Origin of the sequence: Bacteroides sp. AF34-31BH (assembly GCF_003602795.1) — a bacterium.
In the GTDB taxonomy this organism is placed as follows: Bacteria; Bacteroidota; Bacteroidia; order Bacteroidales; family Bacteroidaceae; genus Bacteroides; species Bacteroides uniformis.
In genome coordinates this window covers 122,007-139,836 of sequence record NZ_QTLV01000007.1, presented here as the reverse complement: position 1 = coordinate 139,836, position 17,830 = coordinate 122,007, and the positions used below count along the sequence as shown (strand labels likewise).

The 17,830-nt window shown below is 46.9% G+C and carries 15 protein-coding genes; 11 read left to right on the top strand and 4 right to left on the bottom strand.

The window, feature by feature from the left end; all coding sequences use genetic code 11:
- Positions 1 to 36 precede the first annotated feature (36 nt).
- The 8 genes from DWZ67_RS12480 (at position 37) to DWZ67_RS12445 (ending at position 10,747) form a co-directional block, all read left to right on the top strand.
- The gene (locus DWZ67_RS12480; RefSeq protein WP_009038190.1) at positions 37 to 2,343 is read left to right on the top strand and encodes a TonB-dependent receptor; all 2,307 of its coding nucleotides are present in this window, start codon (positions 37 to 39) and stop codon (positions 2,341 to 2,343) included.
- A 43-nt stretch (positions 2,344 to 2,386) separates the two neighbouring features.
- Complete coding sequence (locus DWZ67_RS12475; protein ID WP_005831492.1) at positions 2,387 to 3,790, top strand: DUF4374 domain-containing protein; 1,404 nt, start codon at positions 2,387 to 2,389, stop codon at positions 3,788 to 3,790.
- 35 nt (positions 3,791 to 3,825) lie between these two features.
- Positions 3,826 to 5,007 carry a PepSY-associated TM helix domain-containing protein gene (locus tag DWZ67_RS12470; protein WP_005832435.1) on the top strand — a complete coding sequence of 394 codons (1,182 nt, stop codon included), beginning with the start codon at positions 3,826 to 3,828 and terminating at the stop codon, positions 5,005 to 5,007.
- Between the two features lie 196 nt (positions 5,008 to 5,203).
- Positions 5,204 to 5,794 (top strand): cytochrome c nitrite reductase small subunit, encoded by a 591-nt coding sequence (gene nrfH / locus DWZ67_RS12465; RefSeq protein WP_005832432.1) that lies wholly within the window; start codon positions 5,204 to 5,206, stop codon positions 5,792 to 5,794.
- Positions 5,795 to 5,815: 21 nt separating this feature from the next.
- Complete coding sequence (gene nrfA, locus DWZ67_RS12460; RefSeq protein ID WP_009038191.1) at positions 5,816 to 7,297, top strand: ammonia-forming cytochrome c nitrite reductase; 1,482 nt, start codon at positions 5,816 to 5,818, stop codon at positions 7,295 to 7,297.
- 129 nt (positions 7,298 to 7,426) lie between these two features.
- Positions 7,427 to 8,671, top strand: a complete 1,245-nt coding sequence (locus DWZ67_RS12455; RefSeq protein WP_005832426.1) for a cytochrome c biogenesis protein ResB — start codon at positions 7,427 to 7,429, stop codon at positions 8,669 to 8,671.
- A complete protein-coding gene (locus DWZ67_RS12450; protein ID WP_009038192.1) occupies positions 8,668 to 9,459 on the top strand; it encodes a cytochrome c biogenesis protein in 792 nt (263 codons plus the stop codon). Before DWZ67_RS12455 ends, DWZ67_RS12450 begins: the two co-directional genes overlap by 4 nt.
- A gap of 7 nt (positions 9,460 to 9,466) precedes the next feature.
- A complete protein-coding gene (locus DWZ67_RS12445) occupies positions 9,467 to 10,747 on the top strand; it encodes an alginate export family protein (protein ID WP_120138911.1) in 1,281 nt (426 codons plus the stop codon).
- 1 nt (position 10,748) lies between these two features.
- On the opposite strand, the gene DWZ67_RS12440 is transcribed toward DWZ67_RS12445, so the two are convergent.
- Complete coding sequence (locus DWZ67_RS12440; protein ID WP_005832420.1) at positions 10,749 to 11,438, bottom strand: Crp/Fnr family transcriptional regulator; 690 nt, start codon at positions 11,436 to 11,438, stop codon at positions 10,749 to 10,751.
- Positions 11,439 to 11,490: 52 nt separating this feature from the next.
- Positions 11,491 to 12,129 (bottom strand): Crp/Fnr family transcriptional regulator, encoded by a 639-nt coding sequence (locus DWZ67_RS12435; RefSeq protein WP_005832417.1) that lies wholly within the window; start codon positions 12,127 to 12,129, stop codon positions 11,491 to 11,493.
- Positions 12,130 to 12,311: 182 nt separating this feature from the next.
- Here DWZ67_RS12435 and hcp point away from each other — a divergent pair, with 182 nt between their 5' ends.
- The gene (hcp, locus tag DWZ67_RS12430; protein ID WP_120138909.1) at positions 12,312 to 13,961 is read left to right on the top strand and encodes a hydroxylamine reductase; all 1,650 of its coding nucleotides are present in this window, start codon (positions 12,312 to 12,314) and stop codon (positions 13,959 to 13,961) included.
- Between the two features lie 35 nt (positions 13,962 to 13,996).
- Here the strand turns inward: hcp and DWZ67_RS12425 are convergent, their stop codons facing one another.
- Positions 13,997 to 14,872 (bottom strand): PfkB family carbohydrate kinase, encoded by an 876-nt coding sequence (locus DWZ67_RS12425; RefSeq protein WP_005832412.1) that lies wholly within the window; start codon positions 14,870 to 14,872, stop codon positions 13,997 to 13,999.
- 114 nt (positions 14,873 to 14,986) lie between these two features.
- Between DWZ67_RS12425 and DWZ67_RS12420 the strand changes: the two genes are divergently transcribed.
- Complete coding sequence (locus DWZ67_RS12420; protein ID WP_305000171.1) at positions 14,987 to 16,075, top strand: MBL fold metallo-hydrolase; 1,089 nt, start codon at positions 14,987 to 14,989, stop codon at positions 16,073 to 16,075.
- A 75-nt stretch (positions 16,076 to 16,150) separates the two neighbouring features.
- Entirely contained in the window at positions 16,151 to 16,984 is an 834-nt protein-coding gene (locus tag DWZ67_RS12415) for a DNA-formamidopyrimidine glycosylase family protein (RefSeq protein WP_005832407.1), read from the top strand.
- Positions 16,985 to 17,163: 179 nt separating this feature from the next.
- On the opposite strand, the gene DWZ67_RS12410 is transcribed toward DWZ67_RS12415, so the two are convergent.
- Positions 17,164 to 17,739: a DUF4251 domain-containing protein gene (locus DWZ67_RS12410; protein ID WP_008664890.1), complete on the bottom strand. Its 576-nt coding sequence runs from the start codon at positions 17,737 to 17,739 to the stop codon at positions 17,164 to 17,166.
- Positions 17,740 to 17,830 lie beyond the last annotated feature (91 nt).

Sequence of the window (17,830 nt, the reverse complement as noted above, 5' to 3'; positions counted from 1 at the left end):
GCTTCTCTGTCTGTACATGCGCAGAGGAGAGGAGGGATGATTTCGGGTAGAATCATTTCTACGGAAAAAGAAACGGTGGATTTTGCGACTGTTTATCTGAAAGGGACGAGTTATGGAGGAACCACGAATCAGGAAGGCCTCTATCACATCAAGGCGCCTGCCGGCGACTATACGCTGGTGGTGTCTGCCGTAGGTTATACAAAGGTGGAGAAAAAGGTGAAACTGGTCAATGATGAGCGGATGAAGCTGAACATAACCATCGCTCCCGAAACGCAACAGCTGGACGAGGTGACTATCGTTTCTACCGGAGTAAGCCGGGTGAAGAGGTCGGCATTCAATGCTGTGGCAGTCGATACAAAGGAACTCCAGAACACCACGAAGAATCTGAGCGATGCCTTGACCAAGGCTCCGGGCATGAAACTCCGTGAGTCGGGTGGGGTAGGTTCGGATATGCAGTTGATGCTGGACGGTTTTAGCGGAAAGCACGTCAAGGTGTTCATTGACGGTGTGCCGCAGGAAGGTGTGGGAAGCTCCTTCAGCCTGAACAATATTCCGGTGAGCTTTGCCGACCGTATAGAGGTATATAAGGGTGTAGTTCCCGTGGGCTTCGGTACGGATGCCATTGGCGGTGTCATCAACATCGTTACCAACAAGAAACGCCGGAACTGGTTCCTGGATGCTTCTTATTCTTACGGCTCGTTCAATACCCACCGCTCATACGTTAACTTCGGACAGACTTTCAAGAACGGTTTCAGCTATGAAATCAATGCCTTTCAAAACTACTCGGACAACGATTATCATGTAGATGCGCCGGTAAAGGATTTTGAGACGGGCAGTTTCAACGAAAGTGAGAAGGTGCGCGTGAAGCGTTTCAATGATACTTACCACAACGAAGCCATTGTGGCCAAAGCGGGTATTGTGGACAAAAGTTGGGCAGACCGGCTGATGTTCGGTTTCACCTATTCGCACATGTACAAGGACATACAGACCGGTGTACGCCAGAAGACAGTCTTCGGAGAAAAGCACCGCTTCGGCCATTCACTAATGCCTTCGATGGAATACAGCAAACGCAACTTGATAATCAAGGGGCTGGATATGGTGTTGACAGCCAACTACAATCGCAATGCCACTACGAATGTGGATACTGCCCGCTATGAATACAACTGGCTTGGTGAGAAACATCCGCTGAACAGTCCCGGCGAACAGTCCCGCCAGTATTCCCGTGCCGATAATGACAATTGGAACGGTACATTGACCTTGAATTACCGCATTGCCAGAGTCCACATGCTGACTTTCAATCATGTGTTGAGTGCATTCCAGCGTGATAATACTTCACTGTTGGCGGTGGAAGAACAGACGGATGCCATTGCCAAGCAGACCCGCAAGAATATCTCCGGTTTGTCATACCGCCTGATGCCTTCCGAAAAGTGGAACTTCTCGGCATTCGGCAAATACTACCGCCAGTATGTGGCAGGACCTATGGCCGAGGATGATACCGGTAGTAATTATGTACGCACCAGCCGTACGGTAGACTCTTGGGGATATGGTGCTGCCGGAACCTACTTCATCCTGCCCGGTTTGCAGGCGAAGCTCTCTTATGAAAAAGCTTACCGCCTGCCCACTATCGAAGAGATGTTTGGTGACGAAGACCTGGAGAGTGGAGACATCGGCATCCGTCCCGAGAAAAGTGACAACATCAACTTGAACCTGAGTTATTCCCGGAGTTTTGGAAAACATTCTGTCTACGTGGAAGGCGGTGTGGTATACCGCAATACGAAGGATTATATCCAGCGCAATATCCAGGACTTGAGCGGAGGAAAAGAAGGGGCCACTTATACCAACTACGGCAAGGTGCTGACGAAGGGATACAATGTATCGGCACGCTATGGCTTCGGACGCTGGCTGAGTGTGGGCGGCAACTTCACGCAGATGAATGTGCGTGACAATGAGAAGATGCAAATCGGCAGTACCGGCAACTCTGTGGAAAATCTCGGTTACAAGGCACGCATTCCCAATGTGCCCTATCAGTTTGCTGATTTTGACGTAAACTTCTATTGGCGCGACCTCTGGAAGAAAGGGAATATGCTGTCCGTGACTTACGACAACCAGTACATGCACAGCTTCTCCTACTATTCGCAGGCCATCGGTAGCAAGAACAAGGATTTCATGGTACCCGACCAGTTCTCCCATAACCTGACATTGAGCTATAGTCTGAAGAATGGCCGCTATAATATCTCGTTTGAATGCCGCAACTTCACGAACGAGGATTTGTACGACAATTTCAGTCTTCAGAAAGCCGGGCGTGCGTTCTATGGCAAGGTACGTGTACATTTTGGTGATTAATAAATATAATGGTTTTAATAGGTGTAATTAATAAGAAGAACAAATGAAGAAGAATTATCTTTTGTCCGGCCTCTTGGCAATGGCAATGACCGGAATGGCTTTAATTTCTTGTACAGACACAGACGAACCGGGTTCCGGCTCCGGTTCCGGTTCAAAGGGTAACTATGTGATAGCTGCCACGGCTACAGTTTCAGGTAGCTCCGTTCCTGTCCTGCTGACAGCCGAGTCACTGGAAAGCGGTGAAATTACTGCTGCCGGCAATGGCCTTGTGAACGATGGGGCTACTTACTGGGTGTTCTACGGAAACAAATATCTGTATGCCTTGAACTATCACCAGGGAAATGCAGGCACTACCCAGTCGTTCATTATGAATACAAACGGTGAACTGGAAAAACGTAGCCAGGAGTATAACGTCAATCGTTTCACTACCTACGGCTATTATGACCAATTTATAATGACGACTTCTACCGGCGACGGCCCTACGGAACTGAATGATGCAAATGGATATACTCCCCAATCTTTTTTGATTTCCTATCTGGATGTCGAGAAACAGACTTATACAAAGAACTCGGTAACAAAGGATACTCCATTTCTTGCCGAAAATTTCCTTGAAAATGGTGAATACGTAACACTGGCCGGTATAGAACAAGTGGGCAGTAAGGTTTATGCAGCAGCCATTCCCATGGGGCTTAGCCAGTATGGTTGCATGCAGAAGAACGAAGACGGTAGTTACAAGTGGGTGCTTTCCGGTAATGAGGATTTAATAAAGACAGAATCCGGCGGGCAGGGTAGCGGTGCCTATGAGAAGGACGAATTGCAATGGACCCAGTATCCTAATGAATGCCATATCGCTATCTTTGGTGATCAGACACTGAATTCTCATAAGGTCATCACTACAGACAAAATCAGTTATGCTGCCGGACGTAACCGTTCACAGTACTACCAGATGAACTGGCTTGCCGACGACGGCTATGTATATGTATTTTCTCCGAGCTATGCCAAGACCATGAGTGATTCGCGTCAGCAGACTACATTGCCTGCTGGAGTTGTACGCATCGATACCAAAGCAGAAGAATTTGATGCCGCTTATTACTATAATCTTGAAGAGAAAGCCAATGGCGCCTCTTTCTTGCGGACTTGGTATATTTCAGGTAATTATTTCCTGCTGCTGATGTATGATAAGGCAATTACGGCATCAGACAAGGTTGCCAACCAACTTGCCGTCTTCAATGCCTCCACTGGAGCTTTGACTTATGTGAACGGCCTTCCAAGCGATGTCTCTGGCTTTGGTAATACCCCGTACATGGAAAATGGCAACGCATATGTGGCAGTCACTACCTCTTCCGGCTATCCTGCCATCTATAAGGTAGACCCTGCCAATGCAACGGCTACCAAAGGGCTGGTGGTCAATGCAACCCAACTGAACGGTGTAGGTAAACTGGAATAAAGGTTCTGATATGAAATGAATAAGAGAACATACTTATGAAGAAAATTTTCAGTAAGATACATTTATGGCTTTCAGTCCCCTTCGGACTGTTGATTACCCTTATCTGCTTCTCCGGTGCCATGCTGGTATTCGAGACGGAAGTGATGGAGCTTTGCCGCCGCGACCTCTACTATGTAGAAAAAGCCGGACCGGCACCGCTTCCCATGAGCCGGTTGGCCGAAAAAGTAGCCGCTACTTTGCCGGATAGTGTCTCTGTGACGGGTATCACTGCATCGTCCAATCCGGAACGTGCCTGGCAGGTGAATCTTTCCAAACCTCGTCGTGCCTCCGTCTATGTGGACCAGTACACGGGTGAGGTGAAGGGCCGGTATGAGCGTGCGCCGTTTTTCATGACCATGTTCCGCCTGCACCGCTGGCTGTTGGACAGCATGAAGCCCGATGGAAGTATCTTCTGGGGGAAAATGATTGTGGGCACTGCCACACTGATGCTTGTCTTTGTGCTGCTGTCAGGCGTTGTCATCTGGTGGCCCCGTACAAAAAAGGCTTTAAAGAACAGTCTGAAGATTGTTGCCGGTAAAGGTTGGCGCCGGTTCTGGTACGACCTGCATGTGGCAGGCGGCATGTACACGCTGATTTTTCTGTTGGCGATGGCACTTACGGGACTGACATGGTCTTTCTCCTGGTATCGCACCGGCTTCTACAAAGTTTTTGGAGTGGAAACCATGCAAGGGGGTGGAGGACATGGTGCTCAGGCACAAACTGCTGCCCACGGAGGAGATAGGGCTCAAGGCAGGTCTGGTGGCGAGAATCGTGAAAGAAAGCCTTTCTCTCCTTTTGCAAACTGGCAGAAGGTTTACGAAGAACTGAAGGAGCTTAGTCCTGATTATAAACAGATAACCGTATCGCGTGGCTCTGCTACAGTCTCCTTCAATCGGTTGGGCAACCGTCGTGCTGCCGACCGCTATACGTTCAATCCCCGTAATGGTGAAATCACCGGGACTACCTTATATAAGGATGCCGACACTTCCGGGAAAATCCGTGGCTGGATATACTCCGTCCATGTAGGCAGTTGGGGAGGATGGGCCACCCGCATCTTGAGCTTTCTGGCCGCTTTGATTGGCGCAAGCCTGCCGTTGACGGGCTATTATCTTTGGATTCGAAGATTGGTCCGGAAGAGTGGCAGAAAAGTGAATGTTCAATTAAAGAAAGCAGCTTAAAAAAAGCAGGCAGTTTTATAAAAGGATGAAGATGTCCACAAGATGCGCAGGCGTGCGTGTTTTGTGGACATCTTCATATAGGTATGCGTGAGAATGAATGCTTTATTAAAAATACCGAAAAATAAATGGAAAAATGTAATCATGATTACACTTTTTTAGATTGTAACTGCCTATTTTTGCTGAAAATATTCATTTTATGGCGAAGTTACCAATCATAAGTAAACTATTTCCATCCTACAGGTGGAAAGTAACGGCACTCATTGTTTGCGGTGTCCTCGTCGGCAGCGGAGGCTTGTTTATGTATCTTCTCCGGGCGCACACTTATCTGGGAGATGACCCTGCGGCATGTGTCAACTGCCACATCATGGCTCCCTATTATGCAACCTGGATGCACAGCTCCCACAGCCGGGATGCCACTTGCAACGATTGCCATGTCCCTCATGAGAATATGGTAAAGAAATGGATGTTTAAGGGAATGGACGGCATGAAGCACGTAGGTGCCTTTCTCACTAAAAGCGAACCGCAGGCCATCCAAGCCGAGGAAGCCAGTGCGCAGGTCATTATGAATAATTGCATCCGTTGCCATACGCAACTGACCAACGAGTTTGTGGATGTCGGCAGGATAGACTACATGATGACCCTCATCGGCGACGGAAAGGCATGCTGGGACTGCCACCGTGATGTGCCTCATGGTGGAATGAACAGCCTCTCGTCCACGCCCGCTGCACTGGTACCCTATCCGGAATCTCCCGTACCGGAGTGGTTGCAGAAACTGATAAAGGAATAATAACAATAAATCTTCATATATATGGAAAAGAGATTAAAATCATGGCAAGGATGGCTGTTGTTCGGTGGCTCAATGGTCGTTGTATTTGTCTTGGGTCTATGCGTTTCTGCCTTGATGGAGCGCAGGGCCGAGCTGGCAAGTGTATTCAATAACCGCAAAACTGTGATTGAAGGAATTGAGGCACGCAACGAAGTCTTCAAGAGTGACTTTCCACGTGAGTATCAGACGTGGACTGAAACCGCCAAGACCGACTTCCAGAGTGAATTCAATGGAAATGTGGCTGTGGATGTATTGGAACAGCGTCCCGAAATGGTGATACTTTGGGCTGGATATGCCTTCTCCAAAGACTATTCCACTCCGCGCGGACACATGCATGCCATCGAGGATATTACGGCAACCCTGCGTACCGGTGCGCCTGCCACTGATGCAGATGGTCCGCAACCGTCCACTTGCTGGACTTGCAAGAGTCCCGATGTCCCCCGTATGATGGAAGCCATCGGTGTGGATGCTTTCTATAATAATAAGTGGGGCGCTTTGGGTGGTGAAATTGTAAATCCGATTGGTTGTGCGGACTGCCACGAACCGGAAAATATGAATCTGCATATCAGCCGTCCGGCTCTGATAGAAGCTTTTGAACGTCAGGGCAAGGATATTACCGAGGCCACTCCGCAGGAGATGCGCTCGCTGGTATGTGCACAGTGCCACGTGGAATATTACTTCAAGGGTGACGGCAAGTACCTGACTTTCCCCTGGGACAAAGGTTTTACGGTGGAAGACATGGAAGCCTATTATGATGAGGCCGGTTTCTACGACTATATACATAAGTTGAGCCGTACCCCCATCCTGAAAGCGCAACACCCCGATTTTGAAATAGCCCGGATGGGCATTCACGGTCAGCGTGGCGTATCGTGTGCGGACTGCCACATGCCCTATAAGAGTGAAGGTGGCGTGAAGTTCAGCGACCACCATATACAAAGTCCGTTGGCTATGATAGACCGTACCTGCCAAACCTGCCATCGCGAAAGTGAGGAGACTTTGCGCAACAATGTCTACGAACGCCAGCGCAAGGCCAATGAAATCCGCAACCGCCTTGAACAGGAACTTGCCAAAGCTCATATCGAAGCTAAATTTGCCTGGGACAAGGGAGCTACGGAAGAGCAGATGAAAGAAGTGCTGGCACTGATTCGCCAGGCGCAATGGCGTTGGGACTTCGGTGTGGCATCTCACGGAGGTGCTTTCCATGCACCACAGGAAATCCAGCGTGTCTTGTCTCACGGCTTGGATAGAGCTATGCAGGCGCGTTTGGCTGTCTCCAAAGTGCTGGCAAAGCATGGATATACGGACAATGTTCCCATGCCGGATATCTCTACCAAAGACAAGGCGCAGGAATATATCGGCCTCGATATGGATGCCGAAAGAGCTGCAAAGGACAAATTCTTGAAGACTACCGTACCGGCTTGGTTGGAAAAAGCCAAAGCCAACAACCGGTTAGCACTAAAATAAATTTATTTACGATTGGACGATTTACGATGTACGATTGGGATTACTCCCCGATATGTACATCCCGGATTGACTCTATCAACAATCTAACTCCAATCGTACATCGTACATCGTCAAATCGTAAATCAGAAGATGTGGAAGAAACCGTGGAGGTATAAGGAAGGTTTTATCTGTGGGGCAGGACTGTTCGTCACGGGCTTGCTGTTGCAGTGGAGCGTTGGAGATATTCGTTGGGGCTTGTTTGCGTGGCCGGTCAATGTCATCGTTCTGGTGTTGTTCCTGCTATTGTTGGCATGCATGCATGGATTTCGTAGACGGGTGTACTGTTTCGGATGGCTCAGTCATTATACGGCTGCAGTTTCTTCCCTGGTATGTGTGGCGGTTGTCACTGTCGTTATGGGATTGGTGCGGCAGGTTCCTTCTACCCAGCCTTCGGCAGATGTCATCGGCTTTTCGAAGATGCTTTCTTTCTGGCCGTTCGTGTTGCTTTATATCTGGCTGGTTACTGTCTTGGGACTGACCATTCTCCGTGTATGTATTCCTTTAAAATTGCGTAAGATTCCTTTTCTGCTGAATCATGTCGGCTTGTTTGTCGCCCTCTTGACGGCAACGCTGGGCAATGCAGATATGCAACGACTGAGAATGATTACCCAATTGGGCAAGACTGAATGGCGTGCCACGAATGAGGATGGCAAGCTGACGGAGCTTCCGCTTGCCATTGAACTGAAAGAATTCACCATACATGAATACCCTCCCAAGCTGATGCTGATAAATAATGAGACCGGGCAGGCACTGCCGAAGGATGTGCCGGAACATTTGCTGTTGGAAGAGAAGGTAGAACGGGGGAGGTTGCTGGATTGGGACATCTCTATCCTTCAATCCATTCCGATGGCTGCCTCTGTAGCTGCGGAAGATACCTTGAAGTTTACCGAATTCCATTCGATGGGAGCTACCTATGCTGTTTATCTGAAGGCGGTGAATGCTACCTCCGGACAGTCGAAGGAGGGATGGGTGAGTTGCGGTAGTTTCATGTTTCCTTATAAGGCATTGCGCTTGTCGGAACAGACCAGTCTGGTGATGCCCGAACGTGAGCCGCAGCGATTTGTTTCTGCTGTAACGGTTTATACGCAGTCAGGAGAGGTAGTGGAAGACACAATCGAAGTGAACCGTCCTTTGAAGATATTCGGATGGAACATTTATCAATTAAGCTATGACGAAACGAAAGGACGGTGGAGTGATGTCAGTGTTTTTGAACTGGTACGCGATCCCTGGCTTCCGGCTGTATATGCCGGCATCATAATGATGGTGCTGGGGGCAGTCTGCTTGTTTGTCAATGCACCGAAAGGAACAGAAGAAAGAAAGGAGGAGACGGTATGAGTTGGGATTATTTTGCTCTGTTTGCCATTGTCGCTTTACTTTTCTGGGGATTGGGAGCTTTCGCTGCATGGCGTGGTAAACGTCCGGTAGTGGTATACACTTTGACTTGTCTGGGCTTGGCTGTCTTTTTCAGCTTCATTGTCGGCATGTGGATTTCTTTGGAGCGTCCTCCGATGCGGACGATGGGGGAGACGCGTTTGTGGTATTCATTCTTTCTTCCATTGGCAGGAATCATCACTTACAGTCGTTGGAGGTACAAATGGATTCTCGGTTTCAGTTCCGTCTTGTCCTTGGTGTTTGTCTGCATCAATATTTTTAGGCCCGAAATACACAACAAGACGTTGATGCCCGCTTTGCAGAGTCCGTGGTTCACTCCTCATGTCATTGTCTATATGTTTGCCTATGCCATGCTGGGTGCCGCTACGGTGATGGCTGTCTACCTGCTGTGGTTCAAGAAAAAAGGAATTGAACGGCATGAGATGGCTTTGTGCGATAATCTGACTTATGTAGGACTTGCCTTCATGACACTGGGTATGCTGTCCGGTGCTGTCTGGGCGAAAGCTGCTTGGGGACACTATTGGGCATGGGATCCCAAGGAGACTTGGGCGGCGGCTACCTGGTTCTCCTATCTGGCATATATCCATTTCCGATTGGGATGCCCCGCGGCCTATCGTAAGGCACTGTTTGGCTTGCTTGTATCTTTTCTGTTGTTGCAAATGTGTTGGTATGGCATCAATTACTTGCCCTCGGCACAAGGAGTGAGTGTACATACGTATAACTTAAATTAAAATACTTATGAAAACAGTTTATTTGGCATTAGGCTTATTGCTGTTGCCCGGAATGTTGTGGGCACAAGGTTCGAAGAAAGAGAACGAATTCACCATGTCGATGCAAATCAGACCCCGTGCAGAATACCGTAACGGAGCACAGTTACCACGTTTCGAGGGAGACAAGGCTGCTTCATTTATCAACAACCGTGCACGTCTTTCCATGGAGTATAAACGTTCGGATTTGAGTATGAAGATTTCGGCCCAACATGTAGGCGTATGGGGGCAGGACCCGCAGATAGACACTAACGGGCGTTTCATTATGAACGAAGCATGGGCAAAACTCAACTTTGGTGCCGGTTTCTTTGCACAACTGGGGCGCCAGACCTTGTCTTATGACGACGAACGTATTTTGGGAGGGCTGGACTGGAATGTGGCCGGTCGCTATCACGATGCATTGAAGTTGGGCTATGCCAAGAATGCCCACCAACTGCATTTCATTCTTGCCTTCAACCAGAACAAGGAAAAGGCAAAAGGCGGTACCTATTATTATGACGGTGCACAACCTTATAAGAATATGCAGACCCTTTGGTATCATTATGCGGCGCAAACCCCCAACCTTGATGTCTCTTTGTTATTCATGAATCTGGGCCTGGAAACCGGTGATGCAGAAACAGAAACTTCCCATACCCGCTATTTGCAGACGTTCGGTACTTACGTGACTTATCAGCCGGAATCGGGAAATTGGCTACCTGTGCAGGCTGCTTTCTATTATCAGACCGGAAAGAACAAGAATGCGCAGAGTGTATCTGCCTTTATGGTAAGCGTGAAGGCTGCCTATGCCATAGACAAGCAATGGAGTGTGAGCTTGGGTTATGATTATCTGAGTGGCAGTGACGGGAAAGGTGACAAGTTCAAAGCATTCGATCCTCTTTACGGAACACATCATAAGTTCTATGGAGCGATGGACTATTTCTATGCTTCTGCTTGGCAGGGAGTAGCTCCCGGTTTGCAGGATGCCCAGTTGGGTGTCAACTTCAAGACATCCAAGCAGGTGAGTATGCAACTGAATTATCACTATTTTGCTACTGCTGCCAAGCTGGATGATGTAAAAAAGGGATTGGGTTCGGAGATGGACTATCAGCTTGACTGGAATGTGATGAAGGACGTGAAGCTTTCTGCCGGTTACTCCATTATGCGGGGTACGAAGTCTATGGACGTGGTGAAAGGCGGCGACCATAAACGCTGGCAGGATTGGGGCTGGGTATCTGTCAACATCAATCCGAGAATCTTGTTTGTAAAATGGTAGTTTAGATATACTCTTTCAGAGCTGCTTCATTCAATACCTCAATTTTCTTACCCGTCATTAGGATAATACCTTCTTTGGTCATCTTATTGATTTCCTTTGAAAGTGCCGGGCGGGTTACATTGAGGTATTCTGCCAGCTCAGATTGGGTATGCGCAATGGTGATGCTGGTAGAGTTGGAAATTCTGTTTTCAAACAGATAGACGACAAACCTTTCGCGGACTGTTTTGCGGGAAAGGGTTTTTAATCGCGAAACCGTGCAGGCATTGCAATTTCCCGTTATGCAAAGGAAGTTGTGCAGCACTTTGGGATCCTGGCTGATAAGCTTGAAGGTGGATTCTTTGGTGGCAGTGAATAGGATACAGTCTTCAATGGCAGTAAAAGTTGCCGGCAGTGTGGTGTTGCTGCCGAAGAGATGGGGAGTGGCAAAGGCCCGGGGGGCAACGATGTATTCTACCATAACTTTATTGCCCAGACCGTCTATAATATCTACACGCAATTTACCTTCCAATAGTATATATAGCTTCTTGCAGGGGGTGCCTTGCCGGGCAACTATATCTTTCTTGTCTATAGAATAGACTGAATATTCCAGTTTCTCAAGCAGCGATTGCTTGATATTATGTGGCAAATCCCTTAGTAGAGGGATTTGGAACAACAACTGTTCGTACTTTTCATCCAGTAGAATCTTTTCCATAGCTTTTTATTCTTGGACAAAGGTAAGAATAATATATAAGTGCGGACGTTTTTTATAAATACTTTTGGGCGGAGACTGCATTTATCCGCATTTCCTTCTCTTCCATTCGGATGCACCCTTCGCTTGCCAGTTCCGATAAGGCACGTGCCAGCGAGGGACGCGCCACTCCCAGTATTTGTGCCACTTCCTGCTGGTTGAGTATCGTGCCATGCATGCGTAGATAGTTCAGTATACGCGATTTCAGACTTTGTAGGGCAAAGGCATTTAGCTTTTTGGAGAGAAATAGGGTTCTGTCCGATACCAGTTGCAGAAAGTTGCGCATCACAGCGGGGTGTTGATGCAGGAATTCCAGGAAAATGTTCTTGTTTATAACGAGTATCTCACATTTCTCTTTAGCTTCGATATTTACCGGGAAGCGGTTTTCGGAGGCAAAGACAAAAGCCGGGGCAAGCAGTTGCGGGGCTTTCAGCGTTTCGATGGTGAGTTGCTTCCCCTCCGCACTGACCATTTGGGTACGCACACTGCCGTTGCACAATATGAATAGAGAACGATATGCTTCTCCCTGCATGGCAATGAAGTCAGCAGGTTTGTATTGCCTGTGTGCATGTTCGGGTGCCAGGATGAGGGATAATAACTCTTCTTCTGTTATGTCTTGGAAAGGAGGCATTTCCAATAATGTATGGATTTCCATTCTTTTTTTACTTTTTTGTGATTCGATGTAACATTCGTGACAGTTTGTGCGTTGTAGAACTCTCATCTTTGCACAAAGATAATGCAAATCGAATGCAATAGAACATAAGCCTGCTTATTTTTATTGCTGAGGTGCTGCTTATCTTATCAAAAGATTATGCAAACTTTTAAATGAATAGGAATATGGAACCAAACATGTTTTGTTATCAATGTCAGGAGACAGCCAAAGGAACCGGCTGTATATTGAAAGGTGTATGTGGAAAAGAAAGTCATACGGCTCAAGCTATGGACTTGTTACTGTTTGTAGTCAGGGGTATCTCTGTTGTTGCCGATACATTACGCAAGGCAGATTCTCCAGTCTCTGAAGAAGTGAATATTTTTGTGACGGATGCTTTGTTTTGTACTATCACGAATGCGAATTTCGATGATGAAAGCATCTTGAAACGGGTGGATAGGGGACTTGCTTTGCGTAATGGATTGATTCAAGAGGCCAAGCACAACAAAGTGTTCCTACCCCAAGTAGATGAACTGACTTGGCAGGGAACGCGTGACGACTATGCCGAGAAAGCGAAGACAGTAGGTGTTCTGCGTGAACAGAATGAAGACCTCCGTTCGTTGAAAGAATTGCTTGTCTATGGTTTGAAAGGTATGGCAGCTTATCTGGAGCATGCTATGCGCTTGGGATTCAATGATGATACAGTTCATGTTTTCATGCAGCGTGCACTGGCTACCATTGCGGTTGAGTCTCTATCGGCAGAGGAATGGGTGAAGCTGGTTCTCGAAGCTGGTGAGTTCGGAGTAAAGACAATGGCTCTACTGGATGCTGCCAATACCGGTACTTACGGTAATCCCGAAATTACAAAGGTGAATATCGGTGTGAAGAATCGTCCGGGAATTTTGATTAGCGGCCATGACTTGAAGGATATGGAAGAATTATTGAGACAGACAGAAGGTACGGGGATAGACGTCTATACACATGGTGAAATGCTGCCTGCCCACTATTATCCTGCTTTCAAGAAATATTCTCATTTTGTAGGCAACTATGGCAATGCCTGGTGGAAACAGCGTGAAGAATTCACTTCCTTCAACGGACCGATTCTGTTTACCACCAACTGCATCGTTCCTCCTTTGGCTAATGCAGTGTATAAAGAGCGTATGTTCATCACCAACTCTACCGGTTATCCGGGTTGCAAGTATATTGATAAGGATGCGGAAGGCAGGAAAGACTTCTCTGAAATCATAGAGATTGCCAAACAATGCCAGCCGCCGGTGGAGATAGAGCATGGAGAGATTATCGGTGGTTTTGCCCATAACCAGGTACTGCAACTGGCAGACAAGGTGGTAGATGCCGTGAAGACCGGAGCCATACGCCGCTTTATCGTAATGGCAGGCTGTGACGGACGTATGAAGAGCCGCGATTACTATACGGAGTTTGCCAAAGCCTTGCCGCAAGATACCGTTATCCTGACCGCAGGTTGTGCCAAATACCGCTATAATAAACTTGGTTTGGGAGACATCAACGGCATTCCCCGTGTATTGGATGCCGGACAGTGCAATGACAGTTATTCACTGACCGTGATAGCCATGAAGCTGAAAGAAGTATTCCGGCTGAATGACATCAACGAACTTCCCATTGTCTACAACATAGCATGGTACGAACAGAAGGCGGTTATTGTATTGTTGGCATTACTGAGTCTCGGGGTGAAGGATATTCACTTAGGCCCCACATTGCCCGCTTTCCTTTCTCCGAATGTTGTGAAGGTACTGGTTGATATGTTTCATATCGCAGGTATCGGTAGTGTGGAAGATGATTTGAAAAAATTCGGATTATAAATAAAGATGGTAGGGTGTTATATCACCCTATCACTTTATCCTTTTATCACGTTATTTATCGCTTCTTCCGTTCCGCAGAATGGCCCGTGTGATTGTAGTTTTATGGTGCACATGGCGGCAGCAAAGCATCCCGCTTCCCGGTGGGATGCACCTTTGTTGCGCATATACAGATACCCCACCATATAGGTGTCTCCACATCCTGTTGCATCTGTAATCTGAAGGGCAGGATAGGCGGGGATTTCGTGAAATTCTCCTTGGGCATATATCAGCGAACCTTTATCTCCCAGGGTCAGCAGCACTTCCTTGACGCCCCAGTCTGCAATCAGCAATGCGGCTTCGTGCGGTTCACTGCATCCGGTCAGTACTTCCATTTCAGCTTCGTTGGCTTTCAGAATATGGATATACTTCAATGCTTCTTTCTTTTCCGGCCAGTCTACTGCCAGCACTTTTTCATTATCCACTTTGCGGAGAAATCCCTGCACATCTACCGAGAGGAGTCCCTTTCCGGACAAGAACTTGATGACCTCCAAAGAGAAGTCGTCGGCAAGCAGACTGCCCAAGTGGATAATCCGTGCATCGGTATCTTTCAAACCTTCCACGGTGAAAGGGTCTGCTTTTGCCGTGACACGTTGTGTACGTTCGTTCTGGTTTTCTCCATAAATATTCTCGAAACAGACGGAATGTGTGCTGTGCAAGGCTTTGACGGAAATACCTTCTTTCCGAATGTCTTCCACAATGCCCATGTCAGTATCAGCCAAAGCTGTTACCAATAAAAAATCGTTAGCATTCAAGTGCTTGATGGCATGTGCGAAGTAGAAGGAGGTGCCTCCCGGCATATATATGGTATTTTTAGGGGTTACGACTTTATCTTGGGTAATATAACCGATGCAACATAGACTGTGTGTGTTCATTTCTTTGTTGGCTTTTTATTGCTTTATTGTATTGATTCCGTAAATTGGGCGCGAAGATAGTGATTTAATAACAATTCGACTATATTTGCAGCTGTAAATGTAGCCTCATTGAATATGAATTCATTAAAAACGAAAAGAGTACGTATGATAGTTGGCATTATAGTGGGTATTGTGGCTGTTGCGGTCATAGTGGGATTCGTTTTTGTCAATCAGCCGAGTTTCGGGAGGGCTCCTCAAGGAGAACGGTTGGAGAGGATTAAGAAGTCGCCTCATTACAAAGACGGAGAATTCCGGAATCTGCACAGTACGATGATGATGACTTCCCAAAAGGGACGTTTGGGAGCTTTCTGGGGATTCTTGTTTAAGCAAGAAACCGATTTACGTCCTGAAAAAGAGATTCCGGTTATAAAGACGGACCTCAGCAAGATAAGCAAGGACGAGAATGTATTGGTATGGTTCGGACATTCATCCTATTTTATCCAGATAGACGGAAAGCGTATACTGGTAGACCCCGTATTTTGTGGGGCTTCTCCGGTTTCGTTTGTAAACAAGCCGTTCAAGGGGGCGGATGCCTACAAGCCTGCCGATATGCCGGAGATTGACTATCTGGTGATATCACATGACCATTGGGATCATCTGGATTATGAAACGGTGATGCAGCTGAAAAATCGGGTAGATAAGGTGGTCTGTCCTTTGGGGGTAGGTGAACATTTCGAGTATTGGGGATTTGAGAAATCATCCCTGGTTGAGCTGGATTGGTTTGAAGATACTGTACTGGATAAGGGATTTCTGCTTCATTGCTTGCCCGCCCGGCATTTTTCGGGCCGCTCGTTGAAAGCGAATCAGGCACTATGGGCCTCTTTCCTTATCGAAACCCCTTCGCAGAAGATTTATATGGGCGGTGATAGTGGATATGATACGCATTTTGCCGAAATAGGCAAGCAATATCCTGGCATTGACCTTGCCATATTGGAGAATGGGCAGTATAACGAAGATTGGAAATATATCCATACCATGCCCCAATATTTGGGACAAGTGGCCAGGGACTTGAATGCGGAAAAGATTCTGACTGTCCATCATTCCAAATATGCTTTGGCTAGACACCGCTGGGACGAACCGTTGAAGAATGCCATGAATCTGAAAGAGAAAGACTCTTTGAACGTGTTGATGCCTATTATAGGGGAAGTGGTCCGGTTAAAATAATGAACGATATTGATTAGCTATTGACGAGTTATTAACGGAAATATATATCCCTATCGAAAATAAAAGTAAGATAATATGTTGGAATTACCCGAAGTTATCACCCTGAGCAAACAAGTGAACAACGCCTTGAGCGGTAAAACAATCACGCAGGTATTCAATGCCACCAAACCGCATAAGTTTACGTTCTATAACGGCAATCCGTCGGAGTATGGTAAACTGCTCGTAGGCAAAACCATCCTTTCATCCGAAGGATATGGCATGTTTGTCAATTTCAATCTTTCGGATAATGTGATCATGAATATAGGCGACGGAGTCAGTGTCCGTTATTACAATGCGGGAGATAAGATTCCTGCCAATTACCAGTTGTTGCTGACGTTTAATGATGATTCATTCCTTGTCTTCACGGTTGTAATGTATGGTTTTATCAATGTTTATCCTGATAGCTATATCGACAATAAGTACTATAAATTGAGTCGGGAAAGCATTTCGCCGTTGAGCGATAAATACACCGAAGCGGAATTTGAGAAACTCGTTGCCGAAGCAAAGAAGACCCTCTCTGCTAAAGCTCTATTAGCAACCAATCAGCGTATTCCCGGTGTAGGTAACGGCGTAACGCAGGATATTCTGTTCAATGCACGGATAAATCCCAAACAGAAAGTGCTACTTCTGTCGGATAATCAGAAAGACGTTCTTTTTAATGCTCTAAAAGAAACATTGGTGGATATGACGTTCGAGGGCGGACGCGATACGCAAACAGATCTTTATGGCAACGCCGGAGGTTACAAAACCATTCTTTCTGCCAAAACATGGAAGAATCCTTGTCTCCGTTGTGGCAGTACCATCATAAAAGAGGCTTATATGGGTGGTTCGGTATATTATTGCCCAACGTGTCAACAGATAAAAGAATAAATGTCCACATTCTGTTAGCTCCCTTTATGTACGATGCAAGGAATTAATATTCTGTATAACAGTTTATTAATTCCTTGTATCGCATTCTGTTAATATCGTGTCTACACGATATTCGTATCCTGCGAACACGATATGAATATCTTCTTTTCTTTATACTTTGTACGGACAAAAGGGGTGTTTTATAAAGCCCGCCCTTTGTAAACGTTTGACTGGGACAATGGAACCAGGACTCCGTTCAGCGTCAGGGTATTCGAATTGAAGTTCGGGCTGATTCTTGCCGATGCATTATTGCCGCCGTTGGTCAGTGTGATATACACTTGTGCGGATATTCCGATGCCTTGTACGCTGAAGCTGCAATTCACGTTTCCCTTTTTGTCGGTCGTGATTTTCATTTCCTTTCTGCTGCCGTCCACTGTGATGCCGCCTATTCCGTTGGGGCCTGCAAGGGCATTGTTGGCAGCTATTTGTACGGATGCGTGTTCACCGTCCATCAGAACGAAGTTTGTTGTCGATGAAACAAATGCGCTCCGTCCTCTCTTGAACACCAGCTGGTCTGCTTCCAATACAAACTTGCCCTCTTTCAATGCCTGGACGGCAATGGCATAGTTCCTTTCATTTTCTGCTTTTTCGCGTGCTTTCTGGGCTTCGCGTTGGGCTTTACGCTCTGCTTGGCGTGTTTCGCTGCTACTCTGTGCATACATCAGGGTCGATGCACTTACCAACACCAGTGTGATTAATGTAATGATTCGTTTCATAATTGTTCTTTGTTATTTAGTTAAGACCTTCTGGTTGATTAACAAATGAAAAGCCAAAAAGATGCAGCTTGAATCTTAAATAAGCGTAAGA